This window comes from Aeribacillus sp. FSL K6-3256 (assembly GCF_037965805.1).
Taxonomy (GTDB): domain Bacteria; phylum Bacillota; class Bacilli; order Bacillales; family Aeribacillaceae; genus Aeribacillus; species Aeribacillus composti.
The window spans coordinates 2,686,518-2,708,684 of record NZ_CP150188.1; the positions used below are offsets into that span (position 1 = coordinate 2,686,518).

The 22,167-nt window shown below is 38.4% G+C and carries 23 protein-coding genes, 1 pseudogene and 1 other annotated feature; of the genes and pseudogenes, 3 read left to right on the plus strand and 21 right to left on the minus strand.

The window, feature by feature from the left end:
- Positions 1–87: 87 nt before the first annotated feature.
- From rpmA to NSQ84_RS12990, 7 genes are all read right to left on the minus strand, one after another.
- On the minus strand, positions 88–378 hold the full coding sequence (rpmA, locus tag NSQ84_RS12960) for a 50S ribosomal protein L27 (RefSeq protein ID WP_063387955.1): 291 nt from the start codon (positions 376–378) through the stop codon (positions 88–90).
- Between the two features lie 12 nt (positions 379–390).
- Positions 391–729 (minus strand): ribosomal-processing cysteine protease Prp, encoded by a 339-nt coding sequence (locus tag NSQ84_RS12965; RefSeq protein ID WP_063387954.1) that lies wholly within the window; start codon positions 727–729, stop codon positions 391–393.
- Positions 730–744: 15 nt separating this feature from the next.
- On the minus strand, positions 745–1,053 hold the full coding sequence (gene rplU, locus NSQ84_RS12970) for a 50S ribosomal protein L21 (RefSeq protein WP_063387953.1): 309 nt from the start codon (positions 1,051–1,053) through the stop codon (positions 745–747).
- Positions 1,054–1,066: 13 nt separating this feature from the next.
- Positions 1,067–1,142, minus strand: a sequence feature (ribosomal protein L21 leader region).
- 51 nt (positions 1,143–1,193) lie between these two features.
- Complete coding sequence (locus NSQ84_RS12975) at positions 1,194–2,660, minus strand: Rne/Rng family ribonuclease (protein ID WP_327873563.1); 1,467 nt, start codon at positions 2,658–2,660, stop codon at positions 1,194–1,196.
- A 59-nt stretch (positions 2,661–2,719) separates the two neighbouring features.
- Positions 2,720–3,586: a M50 family metallopeptidase gene (locus NSQ84_RS12980; protein ID WP_327873564.1), complete on the minus strand. Its 867-nt coding sequence runs from the start codon at positions 3,584–3,586 to the stop codon at positions 2,720–2,722.
- Positions 3,579–4,373, minus strand: coding sequence for a M23 family metallopeptidase (locus NSQ84_RS12985; protein WP_327873565.1), 795 nt, complete (start codon positions 4,371–4,373; stop codon positions 3,579–3,581). Before NSQ84_RS12985 ends, NSQ84_RS12980 begins: the two co-directional genes overlap by 8 nt.
- Positions 4,374–4,719: 346 nt before the next feature.
- Positions 4,720–5,955 carry an Nramp family divalent metal transporter gene (locus tag NSQ84_RS12990; protein ID WP_063387949.1) on the minus strand — a complete coding sequence of 412 codons (1,236 nt, stop codon included), beginning with the start codon at positions 5,953–5,955 and terminating at the stop codon, positions 4,720–4,722.
- 413 nt (positions 5,956–6,368) lie between these two features.
- Here NSQ84_RS12990 and NSQ84_RS12995 point away from each other — a divergent pair, with 413 nt between their 5' ends.
- On the plus strand, positions 6,369–6,920 hold the full coding sequence (locus NSQ84_RS12995) for a nitroreductase (RefSeq protein WP_063387948.1): 552 nt from the start codon (positions 6,369–6,371) through the stop codon (positions 6,918–6,920).
- Positions 6,921–7,104: 184 nt separating this feature from the next.
- Here the strand turns inward: NSQ84_RS12995 and minD are convergent, their stop codons facing one another.
- The 5 genes from minD to NSQ84_RS13020 are packed head-to-tail and all read right to left on the minus strand — an operon-like array spanning position 7,105 to position 11,102.
- Complete coding sequence (minD, locus tag NSQ84_RS13000) at positions 7,105–7,908, minus strand: septum site-determining protein MinD (protein ID WP_063387946.1); 804 nt, start codon at positions 7,906–7,908, stop codon at positions 7,105–7,107.
- A complete protein-coding gene (gene minC / locus NSQ84_RS13005; RefSeq protein WP_082829524.1) occupies positions 7,901–8,605 on the minus strand; it encodes a septum site-determining protein MinC in 705 nt (234 codons plus the stop codon). The genes minD and minC overlap by 8 nt, the downstream gene beginning before the upstream one ends.
- Positions 8,606–8,663: 58 nt before the next feature.
- Complete coding sequence (mreD, locus tag NSQ84_RS13010) at positions 8,664–9,182, minus strand: rod shape-determining protein MreD (protein ID WP_144597691.1); 519 nt, start codon at positions 9,180–9,182, stop codon at positions 8,664–8,666.
- On the minus strand, positions 9,179–10,063 hold the full coding sequence (mreC, locus tag NSQ84_RS13015; protein ID WP_063387943.1) for a rod shape-determining protein MreC: 885 nt from the start codon (positions 10,061–10,063) through the stop codon (positions 9,179–9,181). The genes mreD and mreC overlap by 4 nt, the downstream gene beginning before the upstream one ends.
- Positions 10,064–10,079: 16 nt before the next feature.
- The gene (locus NSQ84_RS13020) at positions 10,080–11,102 is read right to left on the minus strand and encodes a rod shape-determining protein (RefSeq protein WP_063387942.1); all 1,023 of its coding nucleotides are present in this window, start codon (positions 11,100–11,102) and stop codon (positions 10,080–10,082) included.
- A gap of 1,145 nt (positions 11,103–12,247) precedes the next feature.
- On the opposite strand from NSQ84_RS13020, the pseudogene NSQ84_RS13025 reads away from it, so the two are divergent.
- Positions 12,248–12,476 (plus strand): annotated as a pseudogene (locus NSQ84_RS13025) (hypothetical protein); the annotation flags it as partial.
- Between the two features lie 707 nt (positions 12,477–13,183).
- Here NSQ84_RS13025 and NSQ84_RS13030 read toward each other — a convergent pair.
- From NSQ84_RS13030 to NSQ84_RS13050, 5 genes are all read right to left on the minus strand, one after another.
- A complete protein-coding gene (locus NSQ84_RS13030) occupies positions 13,184–13,312 on the minus strand; it encodes a hypothetical protein (RefSeq protein ID WP_327873567.1) in 129 nt (42 codons plus the stop codon).
- Positions 13,313–13,575: 263 nt separating this feature from the next.
- Complete coding sequence (locus NSQ84_RS13035) at positions 13,576–13,947, minus strand: iron chaperone (protein WP_327873568.1); 372 nt, start codon at positions 13,945–13,947, stop codon at positions 13,576–13,578.
- 131 nt (positions 13,948–14,078) lie between these two features.
- The gene (locus NSQ84_RS13040; RefSeq protein ID WP_327873569.1) at positions 14,079–14,789 is read right to left on the minus strand and encodes a B3/4 domain-containing protein; all 711 of its coding nucleotides are present in this window, start codon (positions 14,787–14,789) and stop codon (positions 14,079–14,081) included.
- Between the two features lie 79 nt (positions 14,790–14,868).
- Positions 14,869–15,507, minus strand: a complete 639-nt coding sequence (locus NSQ84_RS13045) for a LysE family translocator (protein ID WP_327873570.1) — start codon at positions 15,505–15,507, stop codon at positions 14,869–14,871.
- Between the two features lie 54 nt (positions 15,508–15,561).
- A complete protein-coding gene (locus tag NSQ84_RS13050; protein ID WP_327873571.1) occupies positions 15,562–16,182 on the minus strand; it encodes an FMN-binding negative transcriptional regulator in 621 nt (206 codons plus the stop codon).
- A 121-nt stretch (positions 16,183–16,303) separates the two neighbouring features.
- On the opposite strand from NSQ84_RS13050, the gene NSQ84_RS13055 reads away from it, so the two are divergent.
- Complete coding sequence (locus NSQ84_RS13055) at positions 16,304–17,683, plus strand: PLP-dependent aminotransferase family protein (protein ID WP_327873572.1); 1,380 nt, start codon at positions 16,304–16,306, stop codon at positions 17,681–17,683.
- Between the two features lie 600 nt (positions 17,684–18,283).
- Here NSQ84_RS13055 and radC read toward each other — a convergent pair.
- The 4 genes from radC to NSQ84_RS13075 all read right to left on the minus strand — a co-directional run bounded on the left by radC (position 18,284) and on the right by NSQ84_RS13075 (position 22,090).
- Entirely contained in the window at positions 18,284–18,961 is a 678-nt protein-coding gene (gene radC, locus NSQ84_RS13060; RefSeq protein WP_339211965.1) for a DNA repair protein RadC, read from the minus strand.
- 18 nt (positions 18,962–18,979) lie between these two features.
- Positions 18,980–19,546 (minus strand): Maf family protein, encoded by a 567-nt coding sequence (locus NSQ84_RS13065; protein ID WP_094246292.1) that lies wholly within the window; start codon positions 19,544–19,546, stop codon positions 18,980–18,982.
- Positions 19,547–19,745: 199 nt separating this feature from the next.
- Positions 19,746–20,681, minus strand: a complete 936-nt coding sequence (locus tag NSQ84_RS13070; RefSeq protein ID WP_161939813.1) for an SPOR domain-containing protein — start codon at positions 20,679–20,681, stop codon at positions 19,746–19,748.
- 125 nt (positions 20,682–20,806) lie between these two features.
- The gene (locus NSQ84_RS13075; protein WP_066249739.1) at positions 20,807–22,090 is read right to left on the minus strand and encodes a folylpolyglutamate synthase/dihydrofolate synthase family protein; all 1,284 of its coding nucleotides are present in this window, start codon (positions 22,088–22,090) and stop codon (positions 20,807–20,809) included.
- Positions 22,091–22,167: the final 77 nt, after the last annotated feature.

Genomic DNA, 22,167 nt, shown 5'->3' on the forward strand with positions numbered 1-22,167 from the left:
TGTACAAAAATTATATCAACTTTCCATTAAAAAAACACCGAAAAAGAAAACTCTAACCAAAAAGGCTAGAGTTTTTCAAGTGTTTGCTTATGCTTCTTTTGCTATCGGATACACGCTGACTTTTTTCTTGTCGCGTCCATATCGTTCAAAACGGACGATGCCGTCTACTTTCGCATAAAGCGTATCATCCCCGCCGCGGCCAACATTCAAACCAGGATAAACTTTTGTACCTCTTTGACGATAAAGAATGGAGCCGCCTGTAACAAATTGACCGTCCGCACGTTTTGCACCTAATCGTTTTGCGATGGAATCACGTCCGTTTTTCGTGGACCCAACTCCTTTTTTCGATGCGAAAAATTGAAGATCCAATTTTAGCATGAGTGCCACCTCCTAATCTTTTTTTGTAACGATTCGAATAAACTTTCCATACCCTCGCTCGATCGTTTGTAATGAAACAAGCATTCCTTCAAGCAATAATTGGATTTTTTCAAATGAATCCGTGTCAACTTGATCAGGAACCTGTACGTGCAAAAATCCGCCTTCTTCCGATTGTTCAACATTCATATCGACATTGGCTAAAGCTTTGATCGCATTTACTGCTCCAAAAGAAACAGCTGAAGCGCCTGCACATACGATGTCCTTCCCGTGCTCTGCGAAGTCCGCATGCCCTTTCATTGTAAACGACCGGATGAATCCTTCTTTCGAACGATGGATGGTCACATGTATCATATGAAACAGCCTTTATTATGCATTAATTTTTTCAATGACAACTTTTGTGTACGGTTGGCGATGACCTTGTTTTCTACGGTAATTTTTTTTCGGTTTATATTTAAAAACGATAATTTTCTTACCTCGGCCATGCTTTTCAACTTTTGCCGTAACCGTAGCTCCTTCTACCAGCGGGTTACCTACCTTTACGTTGTCTCCTCCAACGAAAAGCACCTTGTCAAAAGTAACTGTTTCACCTTCTTGAGCGTCTAATTTTTCCACATAAATGGCTTGACCCTCTTCAACTTTCACTTGTTTCCCGCCAGTTTCAATGATTGCGTACATATTCTGCACCTCCTATTTAACTAAGACTCGCCAGATTAGGGTGTCGGATAACCGAGCTTCAAACCCAAACTGAGCGGTTGTAGCACGGGTGCTACAAAAAACAATAACAAATTGATCTTAACAAAATATGAATGTATATGTCAATACATTTTGGAGATCCGTAAAGCCACTTCCTCTTCTGTTCCCCATTGGCGAATTTCGAATCCTTTTACATGATCGGAAGGACTGAAGAAAATCTTCATGCCTATTAGTTCTTCAAGCTTTTTTAAATGTTTCTCATATTCACATGTAAAAAAATCGCAAACTTCTGGGGCCGCTTCTACAAGGACGGCTTCGTCATCTGATCCAGCATGTTCAAGAAGGGTTCTTTCAAGTTCAAAAGCAATGCTTTCAACCGTCCTTTTTCTTCCTGTTCCGCCGCATGCTGGACATGGTTCGAGCAAAAGCTCGGAAAGAGATTTTCGAGTTTTTTTCCTTGTTAATTGCAATATATTTAATTCGGTAAAACCGATGACTTTTGTGAAAATGCGGTCCTTTTCCAATTCTTTTTGAAACAATCTCAAAATCCGGCTTCTATCTTTTTTCTCCATATCAATAAAATCGATCAAAATGATGCCGCTCAAATTTCTTAATCTTAACTGCCGGGCAATTTCTTTTGCCGCCTCCTCATTGGTTTTTAAAACCGTATCTCGGTACGTATTTTTCCCCGAAAATTTCCCTGTATTAACATCAATGACAATCATTGCTTCCGTTTCTTCAATTACGATAAACGCGCCGTTTTTTAACCAAACAATTTTTTTCAGCGCCTTTTCGATTTCATGTTCGATTGCATAATAAGAAAAAATATTTTCGTTTTCGGAATAAAAATTAATGGAAAATGGGAACAAATCTCCGTAATTTTTTTCCAATTCTTTTACAGTGCTTATGTCATCAATGACAATTTCATCCAATACATGCGGTGAAATTTCAGCGATAATTTGCTCTACAAAACTTTCTGAACCGAATAATAAGCTCGGCACTTTTTTGCTTTTCAGCTGTTGTTCAAAACTGCTCAGCATGTCATCAAACCATTTTTTTATTGTTTGGTCATCCGTTCTTTCCGCAGCAGTTCGGAAAACGATGCCCCCTTTGTTTGAGCATAACGTTTCCCCGAGAAGCTGCAATCTTTTTCTTTCTTCCTGGGAAATAATTTTTTTGGAAATTGCCACCGTGCGGCCAAAGGGCTGATATACAAAAAAAGGGGATCGCAATTCAATATTCATTGTGACTTTAGGGCCTTTAAATTCTCCTGATTCTTTTACAACTTGAACGATTACCTCTTCACCTTGAGAAATAAAATGCCGGACATTTTTATTTTTTAATGCCTCATTCGTTCGGGACGTCTCAAAATATGACATAATGTCATTCCGGTGAAGATAGCCGTTTCTTCCCTGACCTAAATCAACAAAAACAGCCTCCATACCAGGAAGGACTTTTGTTACTTTTCCTTTATAAATGTTGCCGACAATCGTGTTTTTTTCTTTTATCCATACTTCCGCCAGTCGTCCGTTTTCCAATAATGCAATGCGTTCATCATCCGTTTTTTTATTTATAATTAATTGCCGCAACCCAACAACCTCTTTTCATGTATTGTTTCCTATTTCAATACCATGTTTTCCTGCAGGCGTCAATAAACGTACTGTAAATCGCCCATTTTTCCGTCCGTCTTTTTTTCCGAAAAAAAACTGTGCAGCAGCTCATTTTCATCAAGCTGAAAAAGTTTTTTTCCATCGTCCTCCACTATAATAGGGTGCTTGCAACCCCGCTGAAATTTCAGCAGCACGTGGTAAATCAAATCATCGCGATCAACAATGATCGGCTTTAACACCGTGAACGCTTTATGATTTCCATAATACCTTTCCATCAAGAAGCGAATATATACAAATTGTCTTTGTTTATATTCCGTATAAATGGAGTGGACGATAAAGGCTGCGATAATCCACCCGCTTAAAAGAGTAGGGTTGAAAAAAAGCAAAAAAAGGAACAAACATGAAAAAACAACTGCAGATATGCGAAGCATTTCCTTATGAGCAACTGAAAAAGGTTTTTGTTTGCTCAGCAAAATAAAAAGAAGCTTTCCTCCATCAAGGGGCCAAATGGGAAGAAGATTAAAAAGGAAAATAGACATATTAAAAAAAATAAACATTTCATATGTAGAGTCGTTTATGAAATTTGCTTCCCAAAAAATCCATGCAGCTATTTGCATCCATAAATGCTGAATCGGTCCAGATATAACAACAAACAGATCTTCTTTCAAGGGACGATTTCCATGCTCCTCCATTTCCACTGCACCGCCAAAAGGAAGAAGCTGAATGGACTTGATCCTCCATGAAAAAAAACTGGCGCAAACAGCATGCCCCATTTCATGAATAAAAACTATTGAGAAAAGGATGCAAAGAGCTTTAAATTGCGCTGTCATTGCTCCGATTGCAATCAACACCCAAAAGATAGGATGAATATGTATTTTCGACAATAAGGAAAAATATTTATTCAAATGAGATCACCTGACTCGGGTCAATAAATGTGTCGCCCTTTTTTATGGCAAAATAGTATGTTCCGTGCTGGTTTTGGCTTTGCTTTACTTTGCCTACAGGTTTTCCCGTTTCGACAAAGTCATACAGCGCTACATTTAGCTCTTCCAGGTTCCCATACCAGGTTTCTATTCCATCAGCATGTTGAATCACCACAGTCAGACCAGTATCCTCCTTCTTTCCAGCTTCAATAACAATTCCTTCATTCATGGCCTCTACCGTTTTATTATTTGTTTCGATCATCACGCCTTGCCCTGTATCTTTAAAGCTCTGAAGCACCTTTCCTGATGCCGGAACCGCATATTGACTTTCTTTAGATCCACTTTCCTCTTTCGATTGTTTTTTCAAAAACGCTAATGGATTCCCAAATTGCTCTTCGTACCATTTGGAAACATATGCAAAGTTAAACTCCTTTTCCATCACATGGCTGACGAAATCTCTAGCTTTCAGAAATTCTGCCCGGTCATTTTTAAAAATAATACCGATCATCAGGACGATGCAGGCAGAGATTAGCAATTTTGTTATAAAAACGTCCGAACGAAACAATGGATGAAAATTTTTACTTCCTTCTGCCTCTACATAAAACGGGGAGTCCGCGTCAACTTGCACGTTTTCTTGTGTGATTTGATTGATAAATGGAACAGATGTATCATCACTGCTGCTTGAACTGCTCGAAAGCATGCTGTTCATTCTTTTTCGTTTACGCTTTGCTATTCGTTTTTTTATTTCTTTTGCTCGACGATTCATCATCCATCATCCTTTTGCAATTTTGTACAAGTTTATGCCCTGTCCTTACCGTTTATGACAATAAAGCCATTTTGCATTTCTTAAAGCGATATCTAGGCAAATGTTTATCTTTGACCTTGATAAAGAACTTTTACCTACAAGCCAAAATTCTCCTAGTAAGCAGGTTCTTCACTCTTTTCTGATTCAAAGGAATACTGGATGAAGCAAAATAAAATATGGCGCTATCCACTGAAAAGCAAAATTTTGAAATCAAAAAGAAGACCACAAAATGCTTTTGTCGTCTTCTTTTTGAAATAGTAGTATATGGTGAATTAACACAAAAGCTAGACTGCCTCTTATTTGAAGCCGCTTAACGAAATAGGTTGACTAGTTCATTGATCGATAAAATGAAAAATAAAACAATATTTAAACTCAAAAGTACGTTGAAAAACCATTTATTTCGATCTTCCTTATGAGGAAGATGCTTTTTACTATTAAGCAAATAGATAAGGGTCAGCGCCAGAAAGGGCATAAATAGCGCACCAAGGGCACCATACAAAATAATGAGGCTCACAGGTTTTCCTATAAAATGCAAGAGCATTGGCGGGAATGTTAACCAAAAAACAAAAAATTTATAAGCTTTTGTCTTACTTAATTGTTCTTTATTCACATCATGTTTTTTAACAGTATAGACAAAATCAGCAAATAAATAAGAGACGCCATTCCAAACACCTAATACTGATGTAAAGGAAGCTGACCAAAAACCGATGAGAAATAAGATGCGTACAGTTGGGGACAGCTCGTTTCCTAAAATGGTAGCAAATGATACGAGACCTTGCTCACCGTTAATGTTTGTATTCGTTCCATATAGTAATGCAGCCCCTAAAATTAATAAAGAAATTGTAAAAACTGCTGTAGTAATATAGGCAATCATGGAGTCAAATCTAACGTAGCGGAGATAGGATCGATCCTTCCAATTGTTTTCCTGCAGCCAATAGCCATAAGACGCCATGGTAATGGATCCGCCAACTCCCCCAATTAATCCGAGTGCGTAAAGCAGTGACCCTTTCGGCAACGCCGGAACAGCAGTGTCCATGATATCAGAAAGTTCCGGCAGAACAATAACAGCTGAGCCGACAACCGAAATAAACATAAGTAGAATTAAAAGATTCATAACTTTTTCAAATAGCTTATATTGCCCCATCCATGTTAATAAAAAACCTAACAAACCGCTTATAACCGCCCATACCCATAAAGGCAAGACAGGAAATAATGCAGACAGAGCCAATGCACAAGATGAAGTCGCAGCCGCTCCATAAACAAATCCCCAAATAACCGAATAAACGCCAAAATAGCTTGTTGCCCATAATCCCATAGAATGCCAGCCTTCTAAAATAGTTTTTCCAGTCAGCAAATGATATCGGCCAACACCCTCATTTAAGGCAAATTTTAAAATAGCCCCGATAATGATTGCCCATAAAAAGACAAGCCCAAAATTTGTACCGGCAACTAAGGCAGCAACTAGATCACCGGCTCCGACGCCCGTTGCTGCGACAATTAACCCCGGACCAACGGCCGGCCATTTTTTTTTTTGTTGATTTGCCATGTTCCATCACTGTCACCTTCCATCTGAGATTTGAACGTAGAAATGAGTCATCTAACATTTCTTATGAATGATCTTTCTCACTAGGGAATATAAATGTGCATGAATCAATTGCTGGATGAACATATTTTCGCATCATGCTGTTATATCTAGTTTTAGCAATTGTTCATCCATGCGAAACTTTCTCATTTATAGTTCTTATGTAAAGAATTCATATTTTATTAATTGAATATTCTGTATTTTTAAGTCGATCGTTTTCATTGCTCTTGTATCAGCTGTTTGAAATGATTTCTCGCACCTGTCTCCTTCCCTTTGTAAACGATTACGACTGTAGAAATAAACATTTACATATCACTTCAATTTTGAAATAATTCTAATTGAAAATCATTATTATTAAGGAGGCATCAGAAATACCAATGGAAACATACAAAGTAGCCAATATAATTAAAGAGCGTCGATCGATTAAAGAATTTAAGAAAGATCCAATCCCTAAAGAAGTAATATGTGAATTATTAAATACGGCTGTTTGGGCTCCTAATCATGGATTAAGAGAGCCATGGCGGTTCGTGCTGTTTATGAATGAAGGAAAAGAAAAATTAGTTGCTGCTATTGCACAAGAAACGAACAATGGAAAAAATATCGATCGATTACGAGAAAAGCTGCTGCCGATTCCAGCACATTTATTGGTAATCATGAAAGAGGATCCGCGTCAAAAGCAGTGGGAGGAGGATTTAAAAGCGACAAGTGCATTAATCCAAAATTTTCAACTAGCTGCATGGGAAAAAGGTATTGGCGTTATATGGAAAACAGGTGCTTATATTTATTCACCATCTTTCCGACAAAAAGTTGGAGTAGAACCAGGAGAAAAAATTGTCGGCCTTCTACATATTGGCTATCCTGCCTCAATCCCAGAACCAAAACAGCGGACAAACGCAGAAGAAAAATTGACGATTATTGAATCATATTGAAAGGGAAAAGATTCAAGAGGAAATATTTTGTACAGCCTTCAAAAAATCTCCCACCTCAAGAGATAGAAGAAAAAAACGATCAGCAGGTGGGAGATATATCAGTGTGATGGCAGTGATTCTAATGTGTGCAAAGAAAAAAGCTAATGCTTTATTCAAGGAAGTGTGATTTTTAAATTGATTAGGATTAAGCACGTACTCCAAAAAATTTTTTGATTTTTGCGATAACACCTTTTTCAGGCTCATCTAATGATTGAAGCGGAACCGCTTCACCTAAAATTCTTCTCGCAATATTGCGGTAGGCAATGGAAGCACGATTGTCAGGGTTCATTACAATCGGTTCACCATTATTAGACGCTTTTATTACCTCATCATCATCAATTACAATCCCCAACAAATCAATAGAAAGATGGCTGACAATTTCATCGACATCCAGCATATCACCGTTTTTCATTAAATGATTTCGGATCCGATTAATAATTAATCGTGGCGGCTCAATATCTTCCTTCTCCAGCAAACCGATAATTCGATCCGCATCTCTCACAGCGGAAACTTCTGGTGTTGTCACGACAATCGCTTGATCCGCACCGGATACGGCATTTTTATATCCTTGTTCAATCCCGGCAGGACAGTCGATAATAATATAATCAAAATCTTGTTTTAGCTGATCAATTAATTTTTTCATCTGCTCAGGTGTTACGGCAGTTTTATCGCTAGTTTGCGCTGCAGGCAGCAAATAAAGAAAATCATTAAAGCGTTTATCTTTTACGAGAGCTTGATGAATTTTGCATCGTTCTTGGACAACATCAACTAAATCATAAATAATCCTGTTTTCCAATCCCATGACAACATCGAGGTTCCGCAAGCCGATATCTGTATCAACTAGACAAACTTTCTTTCCCATAATGGCAAGGGCTGTACCAACATTTGCAGAAGTTGTTGTTTTGCCGACCCCGCCCTTGCCAGAAGTGACCACAATTGCCTCACCCATTCATTATTCCCCCTTCAAGCCTAGTTAAATTGGGTCTCAGATGAGCTAATTGTTGAATCCGTTCAATAATGATTGTCCCATTTTCATCAATATATGCGCATTCCATATCATTTCGAAATGATGGCTCCTTCTGATCGGGTGGCCTACTTAAAATATCGGAGATCCTCAGCTGTGTCGGCTTCATCAAGGAGGCGGCAATCACTGCATTTCGATTCCCTTCAAAACCAGCATGAGCTATGCCTTTTAAAGCCCCCATGACAAAAATATTGCCCGTTGCCATGACTGTCCCGCCAGGATTGACATCTCCTATCAGCAACAAATCCCCTCTAATTTTCAACACTTGCCCAGAACGGACGACTTTAGCAACTGAGATAACATCTGCTTCCTCTTTCCACTTCAACGCCTCTTCCTTTGAAATGACATTTGAATCAATTGCATCGACAATTAAATTTCTTTTTTTTCTTATTACGTCTTTTATTTTCTCTTCTTGTTCCTCCGTCAAAAAACGATTTCCAGCCTTTATCGTCACCCTGATCATCGGTTCATTTTCCTGAACATACTGCCTTTTGGAGAGCATCGAATCCAGTTCATTCACAATATCGTGAAACGAACAGGAATCATCTAAATATAATGTCAATCCATCCTTTGTGCCTTTAATCGTTACATAATATGGTCTTTGAGCTTTCACGAAGTTCACCCCAACAAAAATCTATTTCGACAGCAATAACAAAAACTCCTCTATCAAACTTTAAAACTTAATCGTTGTGTTCACCTATTTTCAAGCCCAAAACGAATTTCTTTAAAGGATAGATTAACACACAAGCTAATACAAAATTCAGAGCAAGTGTCGGTAGCAGGCGATCAATTGTAAACAATTGCAGAGGAACAGCTGTCATCCTGATTAGTAAATAAATACCGTATGTGAAAAATTCAAGCAATGCAACGGAAAGCTCAGTTAAAAAAATTAAAACAAAAATATTGGGATTGAGCACCCGCAAAGCTTGCATCACTAAATATGCCAAGGTCGGAAATGAGAAAGCATATATGCCGATAACTTGCGTGTAAACAACATCGAACAATAAACCGAAAACAATTCCATAAATGACGGCAATTTTCCGAGAGCCGTACGCTGCCAAGATGACAATCATCAATAGTAAAAGATGGGGAACTGCCACTTGGTGATCTGAAAGAAAAGGGATCGGAACAAGATCAACGATGATGCTTTCCAATACGAAAATAAACATAACCATTACGGGGAGGAAAAACGTTCTCAAGAGTCTTCCTCCTCTTCCAATTGATTGATATCAACTGTTGGAAGAACCCGCTCGATGATCATGACACGATCTATATCATAAAAGTCAGCTGATGGGGTTATATAAGCTATCTTTGTTAATCCGTACGAATCAAGTTCGACTTTTTTTACTTTTCCGATCACTAAACCTTCAGGAAACACTCCGCCAAGGCCAGAAGTCGCTACAATTTGATTTTCTTTGATTTGAGCATTTGATTCAATGATGTTCATTTCAAGAGCATTTTCCTGCTCACTGTAGCCGACAATGAGGCCGAATACCTTTCCGTTATTCGTATGAACCATTGCTGAAATCCGGTTTTTTCTGTCGGAAGCACTTAAAAGCTGAACGGTGGACGTAAATTCAGAAGTATTTTTCACTTTCCCGATCAATCCTTTTGCCGTTATAACCGCCATGTCTTTTTTGATTCCGTGCTGTTCGCCTTTATCAATTTTGATATAATCATGCCAACGATCAGGATTTCTTGCGATGACTGTCCCTTGGATCGACTTATATTTTCTTATATCGTTATCAGCAGATAATTTTAATTCTTCTTTTAATTGTTTGTTTTCCTGTTCTAATTCCTGCAGCTTTTCCTCCAATTGAATATAATTATTCAGTTGTTTGCGAAGCAGCTCGTTTTCTTCGTATGTATTTTTTAAATGATTCAAATTCTCAAAGAAGCCCGCAATATATTGTGCGGGCTGATGAAATACCTTCTGGACTAGTCCAACCGAATCTTGAATAAACTTCTCCTGCCACGAAAGATTGCGGTCTTCCTTTAGGGAAAAACCAATCAATGCCACCAAAATAATGATCCCGACAAGGAGCACAATTAATCGTTTATTTAGAAAAAATTGTGGCATGATTTACACCTCTAACTTATCTGTGGTCTTTTGTACGATTTTTGAATAGGTGGATATGTTCAAGAGCTTTTCCTGTTCCGACCGCTACACAATCAAGAGGATTTTCCGCAATGATTACAGGCATTTTCGTTTCGTCGCTTATAACTTTGTCTAAATTGCGAAGAAGGGCGCCCCCACCCGTTAAAACAATTCCTCGATCCATAATATCCGCCGCAAGTTCAGGCGGAGTTTTTTCCAAAGTAATTTTTACAGCATCTACGATCGCATAGACAGTATCGCGTAATGCCTCTGAAATTTCTGTCGCAGTAATTTCAATCGTTTTCGGAAGGCCTGTTAACAAATCTCTTCCGCGAATTTCCATGTTTTCAACACCTTCCGGAGCGCTTGCAGAACCGATTTCAAGCTTCACCGCTTCCGCTGTCCGATCACCAATCATTAAGTTGTAGGTTTTACGGATATAGTTAATGATGGCTTCATCCATTTCATCACCGGCAACACGTATAGATTGGCTTGTCACAATTCCGCCGAGAGAAATGATGGCAACTTCCGTTGTTCCCCCGCCGATGTCTACAACCATGCTTCCGGTCGGTTCCCAAACTGGAAGGTTGGCTCCAATAGCAGCCGCAAATGGTTCTTCGATCGTATACGCATCTCTAGCGCCTGCTTGTCTCGTTGCATCAATGACCGCACGTTCTTCAACCGCAGTTATTCCCGAAGGAACACAAACCATCACATAAGGTTTTCGCGAAAAAATACCTGCATTTTTTGTTGCCTGTTTTATGTAGTATTTCATCATCGTAGCAGTCGTTTCATAATCAGCAATCACTCCGTCTTTCATTGGTCGAAGTGCTACAACATTTCCAGGCGTACGCCCGATCATATTTTTTGCATCATTACCAACTGCAACAATTTGCTTTGTATCAGTTTGCAAAGCAACAACAGATGGTTCACGCACTACAATACCTTTTCCTTTCACAAACACTAACGTATTAGCTGTCCCTAAATCTATTCCAAGGTCTCTCGTACCAATTCCAAACATAGCTGTTGTATCTCCCTTTCTTCCAAAATAAATACGTTTTTATATTCATGTAAATGTCTAATCATTATTGAAAAAACCCATAAATTATATTATAACGTAATTTTTCAAAAAAAAAAGTGCTATCAATACCCTGCGTAAAATAAAAATTTGCGAGGTATTTTTCATGAAACTTGATGAAAAGCTGATCATTGTGTTGGACGCCTCAAAAATTTTTACTAAAAAATTTTCCTAGTGGAGAATAGAGGATGAAAAATAGATGTCACAGCAAATACCGCCCGTATGAAAGCCTTGATTTAATTTATCCATTGAGAATAATAACTTAAAAATATTACAAGTCCATACAAAAAATATTATTTTATGTTTACAAATCCCCCCTTTGCACTCTTTATTAGCAATGGTTTAGAATGTCATAAAAAATAATGGTTTTTTCAGTTGATTGTGTTTCAATTCAAATGACTCCAATAAAGTATTACATAACAATTCTGCCGAAGTTTCAAGTTCATCTATTATTGAAAATCACTAAAATATGAGCTTTTTCTCCAACTTTGGCTCTTCTTATGTCGCAAACCCTTTGTAAATGCGGACATCATTTGGAGCTCGCGAGGCCGTGCAAATGTTTTTTGAAATTCCTTCTATCATGCACTTACGCGTTGTAATAACGTTAATGCCCAGCTTCAAGCAGCTTTTTATCGTGCTTTGCGCGGCTGGTCAGTATGTTATATACCGTTGATGTCTCCCATCTGTCCCCCTGCAAATTCAGCAAGACGGTGGTTGTTCGCATTACGTGTCTAGAAGCGCAAAAATCTGTCCGAAAAAGCGCTAGCAGTTCAGAATCCAAAGCTATTAACTGTAATACGTGTTAGGATTGATTTTAAATGAAGGCATACTTTTTCACCCATTTATAACTCGGGAAAATAAGTTTTTTAACCATATAAAGTGTGTAAAAATAACTCCTTTTTCGCAATGACAAAATTTTGGGTGAAATGTAATAATTAATACATATAAGTGGGTTTTCATAAAACTTTTAAGTGGTTTTCATAAAATTTTGTTGCCGGAACTGAGGTAGAATGACTAGAGTAAAATGAATTGTGATTTTTCAATAACTAAGATGGTGTTGCAAAACTAGAGTAAAAACTCGAAGTTAAGCATAAGGATTCAACATAATTTTGTTATATTCCTCGTACGAGCCGAAAACAGAGGAAGAAAAAGCTGGGAAGAGGAGCTGTTCATTTCCGAAAACGCCCGTTTCATACTGCGGAAAATGTTGCAATTGATCAACCATACGATCATATTTACGCGCTAATAAACGATGTAGATCAGCTGATTGAACCGAAACCCTCGACGCGTTCCCCTGCTATAATGTCAAGCATTTGAAGGGGGCTTCGAGGGATGTTTTTTAAAAATATTTAGTAGAAGTTCTTTTTTAAATATATTTGTTGTAAGGTACATTCTCTCATCCGATTCGTTTTGACGATCCATTGACGATCCATCCCGCGCCTATCTTCTCGGCAAGATGCCTCCCTGCCTGCGGCAATCCGTCTTAAGCCTCCGAAGCCGGCGCTTGGTCCATTTGAAGAAGTATTGTGCAAGCCGACTCATTCCGCAGCTATGCGAAGCATCTCCAGGAAGCCGCTCATTGCATCGTTGCGAGAGGAGAGAAAGCCCAATCAAAAGAAAAAACGAGGCTGTCCTCACAAGGTCATTTTATCGACCTTTTGGGACAGCCTCTGTTTCTTTTTCTTACATTTGGTTGTTTATTCCTTTTTCGAAGCAAGAATTTCTCCTTATTTCCGAATTTTATCCTTTTTCACGGCTGTTGATTATCCAAAATTAGGAATGCTTCTCCCGTAAATTTGAGCATACTTAAATAAGGCAGCTACCATCTCTGATTTCCATTCGAGAGGGAAAGGTGCTCTTTTTTCTATATTTTTATGGATATTATTGGTTAATTAACACGCGTGTTAATATATCCATTCTTTCTCCCTGTTTTGTGAAATTAACCGAAAAACTTGGCGTGTCATTTGTGCAGTCAAAATATACTCGCTCAAATTGAACAGTTCGTCACCAGAATTTCGGAGCACTCACCATTTTATCGGCGTTTTGTCCGTGACGTCCGCCCTCTTCGGATAAGTGCCAAAAGTAATTATTTCGCCATGCTTTGCGCTCCGGTGCGGTTTTGTATTAACTAAATCGCATGTTTCATTTTCCATGTTACTCGCCCCTTTATAACGTAAACGTTGTCTCATAATTGCTGGCCATTTTTGTGCGAATGTCTTTACGCAGACCGATAATATAACAGATAAGCTGTCCGGGTTCTTCACGACCATATGATACGCTCGTCATAAGGCTCTCCGTCAAAAGTTGCGTGGGCTTTTACTCTGCCCTTGCCGAATTCCATTTTTACATAATACGGAAATGCGCCATCTATGTCGAGGGAGCCGTCCCTATGCGTCTTTTGATAAGGTGCGATGTATTATTTCCGCCAAAAACTCGAATTCTCCGCCTTATCCTTGATATTAAATTCAATGATCTTCTCGAGCAATTCGTAATTAACTGGTTCAGTCCATTTAATTCGGAACAAGCGTGAAGAAGCGCTGTAGCCAGCTTGGGCGATATCATCGGCAAAATGCACCATTGTCTTTTCTTCAGGTAAAATGCTCAAATGGTTCTTTGCTGCGGCAAACATAATGATATATGTGCAATGATCGTTAAATGTGGGCTTGTTCCACTTAATTTGCGGCTCCAAATTCGGGAATTTATTAACAACCCTCATCAAAATCTCCTCTGTTCGGCTACGATGGTCGGGGTTGTCGATACCTGCTAAATATTTCGCAAAAACTTCCATGTCTTTCTTTTTTCATTTAAGTTATTTCCGCTAAAAATTCGACTTCTTGCCTTTGATGTATATTCATCGATGACAAGAAGATTTTTGTCCATATCGACTCACAGGGAATCATTTTTCAACGCAATTTGATCTTAACCAAAGATTGTAATTTCCTTATTATTAATATCTAACACTTCAATCCTCACCATACCACCCAGATTCTGTGCCACTAAATCAGACAATTCTTTAAGCGCCCTATGAAATTCATCGCTTCTTGTTTCGTCTATTAATTCAATACAAAGGAATGCATTTTTCGTATTTTCTGTTAGCATCGTCCTTTGAGCTTCACGCCAATTCCAACATCTACATATTACACCGATATCATCTTTATAAACAATCTCCCCATCATATGGCGAAGCATTTTCATCACTTCCCAATGGGATAAATGGTTCGTTGCCATTTGCTTGCGTCAGCCGAATATCGCCTACAAAAGTGTCGATATCTTCCCCACCACAAGGAAGTCCATAACGCAATGAAATGGAATTATAGATATCAACAAGCGGGTTTATTGTTTTAATGTGATTGCCATTTTTTACTCTTTTTAATAAAGCTTCAATGGAACACCTTGCCCCTTTCTTTGTCTTGAATTTCTGAAAAGCTTCTCGCCAAACAGCTATGACGGGATTACGACTGAATTCCTCCAGACGGAGAAATTTATGTGCTTCTTTCTCTGCCTCCCGCAACAGCTTCTCATACCTTTCAACATCCCTTATTGAATTATCAATCCCTTGACAAATAACGGTGCCTATTTTCGCCTGAGGGAATAACAACCAAAAATCATCTTCAATGATAAATCTAGCCATAACCTATCTCTCCATTTCATTTTGTTTATTGCCTTGGTAAAATGGTAATTCGTTGTTTCACAACATGAGGACACCACTCTTATGTTTTAGAAGGGCTCGCAAAGGCGGAGAATACCCCTAGGACAATATATAAATAACCAGTTATCCGGTTCATTAACTTCGAGTTTCCTTTCCTACCTACTATCCACTTTCGAATACTTGCTGCAAGAATGGCATATAAACTATCGCTAATAAAAGCTAGGATAATAAATATCGTTCCTAAAAGCAAAAATTGTACTGTGACCGAGCCAGCAGAAGATGCTATGAATTGCGGAAAGAAAGCTAGAAAAAAGAGTGCTGTCTTAGGATTCATCACTTCTACGAGAGCTGATTCGTAAAAAATCTTCAATAATTTTTTATGGTTCGTTTTTGGACTTTCTGAATGATTTCCATTAGATGTGGAAAATAAAGTCTTACACCCTAGATAGATAAGATAAATAGCACCCAAATATTTAACGATAGTAAAAGCTGTTGCTGATGTCATAAGGATCGCAGACACTCCAATTGCTCCTGCTAAAACATGAACAGCACCACCAAGAGAAACACCAAGAACCGATACGAGACCCGCTTTCTTCCCTTGGTCTATACTTCTTGCCATAATATAGAACACAGCTGGTCCAGGCATGACTAACAATGCAGCCGTAGCAATAACAAATAGCCAAATAGTCGAAGGCTCCATCATATGCAACTCCTTTTTTAGTGATTGGACTCCTCTTCATCGATGAAAATAAAGCTACATTTTATTTTTCAAGTTCGCTTTCATCAAAGAGGCGATTTGTTGCTCGTTTGGAAAAGGAATTTGTTCCAATTGTTTTATAATGAGCTCTTGTCTATGTAAAGAATGGTTTTGACTTAACTTTGCTTTCCCTTCCATCTTATTGATTTTTATTTTGAATCCTTGAATTCCTTTCGTCATACCGCGAAGAAGTTCAACATCTACATCCTGCAATCTGTAAGAGTTATCAGGGGCTTCATACTCCAATACCATATCATTTAAAGAGCTCATTAACTCGTGTTCATCCTCGATTAACTCAACCTCTCCATACACATGAAGGGTCACATAATTCCACGTTGGCACTGCTTGATTCGGTTCTTCATACCAAGAGGGAGAAATATAACAATGTGGGCCTTGGAAAACGGCTAAAACCGTTTGATTTTGAATATCTTTCCATTGTGTATTGGAACGAGCAAAATGACCATACAAATACGTTTTCTCCTTATTTAACAGCAAAGGTAAATGTGTAGCGAAAGGCTTTCCTTTGTGAACGGAGAACAATGTTGCAAAACTGTTCTCCTGTATCACCTTGTAGGCAACAGTTGTTTCTGTCATCGCAAAATGCTCCGGGATATACACGGAAACTCTCCCCCATCCTATTTTTTTGATATAAACTAAATATCTACAAAGTATGATATAATTTAAACTGACATTCAAAAAGGTACAATAATAAGAAAATTAACATGTCAGGGTGATAAAAATGAAAAATACAATTTTTACCTTAAACGATCACTCTCCTAAATACAAACAAATCTACGAAAAATTCAAATCTTTTATTGAGCAAGGCGACATAAAGCCGAATGAGCCATTGCCATCTATTCGTCAACTTGCAGATTCTTTACACGTAAGCCGTAATACAACATTAATGGCATATGAGCAACTTGTTGCTGAAGGGTATATTCGTGGAGAGAGCCGAAAAGGTTATTTTGTAAATGAGTTAGAGCCCCTTTTCGTTCAAGAAGTTCGCATCGCTTCTAATCCTAAGCAAACAGAGCCCGAGTCATCTGTTTGTGTTGATTTCCGTGCAGATGCGGTCGATCAATCGCATTTTCCTTTCAAAACGTGGAGGAAAATCTCCAATCAAGTATTGACAGTAAAGGACAGCTTTCGGTATGGAGAGCCTTTTGGAGAATTATGCCTCCGCGAACAAATCGCAGCCTATCTTCTTCAATCCCGTGGGGTGAGAACAGATCCAAATGCAATTATTATCGGAAGCAGTACCCAGCAAATGCTTGTATACCTTGGGCATATACTAAAGGATGAGTTCCAAAGTATTATCGTTGAAGACCCTGGTTACGACGGTGCTAGGGAAGCTTTTCAATTTCATCGTTTTACGTTTGAAACGTTACCAGTGTATGAAACGGGCGCAGATCTTTCCAAACTAGAACAAATGCAATCGCGATTAATTTACGTAACCCCTTCTCATCAAAGTCCAATGGGAGTAAGCATGTCTATTCAACAACGGCAAAAGCTTATTCATTGGGTTAACAAGATGCGTGGATATATTATTGAAGACGATTATGATAGTGAATTTCGCTATACACAAAAACCGTTTCCTGCTCTTGCCTCCATTGATTCAGCAAGAGTCATTTATCTAGGGAATTTCTCAAAATCTTTTCTTCCAGGAATTCGTTTAAGTTACATGGTGTTGCCGCAGCCCCTTTTAGATCGTTATCAACATCAATTTCGTCATTTCGAAAGCACCACGTCCATTCTTAGCCAACTCGCTATGGCGAAGTTTATGGAAGAAGGAGAATGGAGTCGCCACATTAAACGTATGCGTCTTGTTTATAAGCGAAAAATGCAACACTTAGTATCATTATTAAGAAAAGAATTTGAGGATACTATATCGATTATTGGTGAACAGTCTGGTTTATACGTATTAGTCAAAGTACACTTGAACCGTTCAGAAGAATGGCTTATCGAGCGAGCTTTCTCTTATGGTGTAAAAGTGTATCCTACTTCATGCTACTTTGTTAAAAACAATCCTGACAAACCAATGATTAAACTTGGGTTTAGTAATCTTTCTTTTGATGAAATTCAGCTTGGAGTGAAGCTCTTGAAAAAAGCGTGGTCTTGACCTTCTCCCCGACTTACGGTTGAAGTGGGGGTTCCCACTCTCTTTTGTAACGTATGAGCAAACGACATTTTAGCGAATCGATAGCTGCTTGGTATTGTCGTGTCTATGCTCTCGGTAATAACTTTCTTGCGGAAAATAGTTAGCAAAACAAATTCTTTCTTTTTCTAATAATAAGTTAGCTGGTCTGATGTGGTTGCCAAAAAAAGAACATCAATATAAATTCAAGTGCACAATCACTTAGGCAGCAGTGCGACGAGGATCTTAACTTCAGAAGTCTGTAATCTTAAATGAAAACATGCTTCCTTACAATTCATTATAAAAGACAGGAGCATCATATGAGTAATATAAAATAGAACCTTATATATGGAAGTTTTCCAATAAAGTAAAGGGATGCTATTGATTATATATCAATCCATTCTCCATCAGCAATAGATATTCAAAGATAAAAATTCATAAAACTACTAATGTCATTTTTAAGCTTAAAAAATTGGAAGTCATTTATCAATAATTTCATAGATCTAATCTTCACACATCATAAAAAGAGATGCACTTCATATCCAGTGCACCCCAACAATTGACATAGAACCTTTTAAAAAAACGTTATAAATATCCCTTTTCTTTTAAACTGACGTATTTACGCTCTCCGATTATGATATGATCTAAAAGTTCAATCCCGATCAGCTTTCCGCATTCGGACAAGCGCCTCGTGACTTCGATATCCTCTTTTCTTGGGGAGGGATCTCCTGATGGATGATTATGGATACAAATAAAAGATGCAGCTGAACATTTCAATGCCTCCTTGAAGACTTCTCTTGGGTGAACAATTGATGTATTTAAACTGCCAATGAAAATCGTTTGCTTATGCAGCACTTGGTTTTTTGTGTTTAAATATAAACCTACGAAATGCTCTTGTTTTAAAAAGCGCATTTCTTCCATGACATAATTGGAGGCATCTTGTGGAGAACGAATGACATACCGATCTTCGTATGCGAGCTGATGAATTCTTTTTCCCAATTCTAATGCTGCTATAATTTGCACCGCTTTTGCTTTTCCAATGCCGGGTATGCCCATAATTTCCTGAACTGACGCCTCTTTTAACATTCTAAGACCCCCGAAAGTTTTTAAAAGCTTATTCGCCAGTTCAAGCACTGATTCTCCCTTTGTCCCTGTTCTCAATAAAATTGCCAGCAGCTCATGGTTGGAAAGGCCTTTTGGTCCGTTGTGTATCAATCGTTCCCTTGGTCTTTCTTCTTCTGGAAAATCTCGAATAGCGAGCATATCTTTCCCCCTTGTTTGTTACCAGTGAAATCCAAAATTTTTTAATTCTCTGTACAGTCTTGAAACAGGAAGACCGACAACTGTAAAATAATCGCCATCAATTTTTTTCACTAGCAATGAGCCGAAATGTTGAATTCCATAAGCACCCGCCTTGTCCATCGGTTCGTTTGTCTCAATGTATTCCAGGATTTCATCGTCTGAAAGCGGCCAAAAAGTAACTTTTGTTGATTCAGAAAATGTCGTATGCTTTTCACCATGAATAATCGAAACTGCTGTTAAAACAGTATGTGTTTTCCCAGAAAGTGATTTTAACATGTAATAGGCGTCACGGCGGTCTTTCGGCTTTCCTAGTATTCGATTTTCGAGGATCACCGCCGTATCTGCTCCGATGACATATGCATCTTTATACCTTTCGGCTACATGAAAGGCTTTTTGAAAGGCAAGTTTTTGAATGGCTTTTTCGGGTTCAGCTTCTTCGTCCAGCCTCTCTTCCAAATTGCTTTCAATCACAGCAAATGGTATTCCTAACAGCTTGAGGAGTTCTTTTCTTCGCGGAGAGCTTGATGCAAGTATGAGGCGTTCCATTTTTATTTCATCCTTTCAACCAATACTATCCGTATGTTATCAAAAAAGGCTTTTGCAAACAATTTTTCAAAAAAGAATTATCTAATCGCCATTAATAAAAACATTTATTCAATTTACAGAAAAAACTACATTATCTAAGGAAAACTGCTTGTGAAAATAAAAAAAGAAAACGTATGCTCGAGCAAACGCTTTCCCGTTATCAAGAAAGTTTTTCAAAAAAATCTAGCAGCGACTGCTGCAGGCTCCATAGCTGTTCATTTGCCGATTTTTCTGTTTGCAGTTTTTTTACTGCTGCCAAAATTGAATCGTCTTTTATTTGACCAGCCTCATTTAATAATGACTCTACTTTCTCTTGTTCCGGGGCGGTTCCATTCACAAAAGACGAAGACAGCTTCAGCATCTCCTCAACGACCGTTTTTGTTTTTTCGTTTTCCACCTTTCCTTCCCATTTCATCTTTTTCACAAACGTTTCAATTTGATGTGATTCAGCCATGTTTTTCAACTCTTCTGCTGTCTTTTTATCCAACGCTGCCCCAACGAATACGTAATGATCGCCGCCTTGTGGAACGATAACAGAAGGCAATCCTTTAGCCTTTATCTGCCCGCTGACGGTTTCCGCCCCTTCTTTTTTTGTGAATTTTCCGGCTTGTACCATATAAACTTCAAAAACGATGTTTTCCGCACCGCTTGGCGCTGAAGCATTGCTAACATTCTGTCTTTGAGGAGACTTTGACACATCCCTCAATTCAGATGATACAGGCATTGAATCGTTTGAAATAAATTGCAGGGCTAAAACACCAAAACTCAGTCCAAGAATAACAGCAAATATGATCGATATCACATAATTTTTTATTTTAGGAGGCAGCGTTCTGCTATTGTTCTTTGAGAAGGCTATTTTCGGGTTTTCTTTCTTATCCTCCTCATCATCCGGCAAAATCCAAGGAAAAGATGTCTCCTCTTCGTTCTTATCCTCTGATGCTGCCATTTCTTTTTCAGCCTTCACCTTTTCCTCCCAGCTGGATACTTTTAATTGTTTGCCAGTTTCACTTGGTTCAGCAGAAACATCCGTGTCGTTGGAAAAATTGTTTTCCTGACCGTTGATTTTAATGGTTATTTTCGATGATGGCTTGTCCAAAATGATCACCGCCCTTTTTATGCTGGACAAACTTTTTTTTATGCTAACATATGTAAAATAAAAAAGAACGAGACATTTGTCGCCTCGTTCATAATTGTTGTCGTTATTTTTCGACATCCTCGTACTCATGAGCTATGTTTTATATGTTTTCTCACTTCACCGATAAAATAAAGGGAACCTGTAATAATGAGAACCGTTTCGTCATCCATTGTGTTGATAATCTTTTCATAGGCAAGCTCCCAATTGTCTTCATACTCTTTATCCTTCATGTCGCAAGCCTCGTATAATTCTTTCGCATCAGCTGCTTTCGGGAAATGAAAGGTTGTAAAAATAATTCGATTTGCCGTTTGTGCAGCCTGCTCGATCATTTCTTTATATTGCTTGTCCTTCACACACGAAAATAACATGATGATTTTCTTATCAGGGTAAAACTTTTGTACAGTTTCTTTCAACGCTGCCATTCCTTCCGGATTATGTGCTCCGTCCAAAATGACTCTCGGTTTTTCCTTTACTTCTTCAAACCGCCCTTTCCAAAAAGTGCGCTTCAGTCCTTCCTGTATATGCTCCTCCTCTATGATAAACGAATAATAAACTCTTAAATAATCAAGCGTCATGACACTCAGTGCAGCATTGATCGCTTGATGGTTTCCTTTCATCTGTAATGAAAGGCTGTTATATCGTTTAAAGGGGGTTTGTACAAAAAATTCATCAAAATCTCCTGCGTGAAAATCCCTAGTGAGCCAATAATGCTTTGCTTTTTTTTCTTTTGCAACACGCTCAATGACATCAAGGGCTTCCTTTTGTTCCACAGCTGTAATGACAGGAACTCCGTTTTTAATAATACCTGCCTTTTGCTCTGCAATCTCTTCTATCGTTGAGCCAAGGATGTTTAAATGATCATGTCCAATCATTGTAATCACTGAAAGAATAGGATTCGCAATATTCGTAGAATCCCATTTTCCCCCGAGTCCTGTTTCTAATAAAACAACATCCGGCACGTTGATTTTACCAAAATAATAAAACATCATCGCAGTAATGACTTCAAACTCTGTCGGTGCTCCAAGCTCCGTTTTCTCAAGCTCGTCAACAACCGGTTTGATCACATTGGATAGCTGCAATATTTCCTCTTCAGAAATGGGATTGCCATCTATCGTAATTCGTTCATTGAATGATTCCAAATAAGGCGAGGTGAAAGCACCTACTTTATATTCAGCGGCTTTTAACACCTCTTGCATAAAAGCAATCGTTGATCCTTTCCCGTTTGTTCCGGCTACATGAATGAAGCGGCATCTTCTTTCCGGATGATCAAGCTTTTCCATCATCCATTCCATTCGCTGGAGACCAGGCTTTATTCCAAAGGTTAGGCGGGAATGTATCCACTTGAGTGCTTCTTCATATGTTTGAAACATATAAATTTCCCTCCTTGAACTCTCGAACATTTTCAATGAATTTGAATGGCCGGATGTATCATAAACGTTTTGATGGA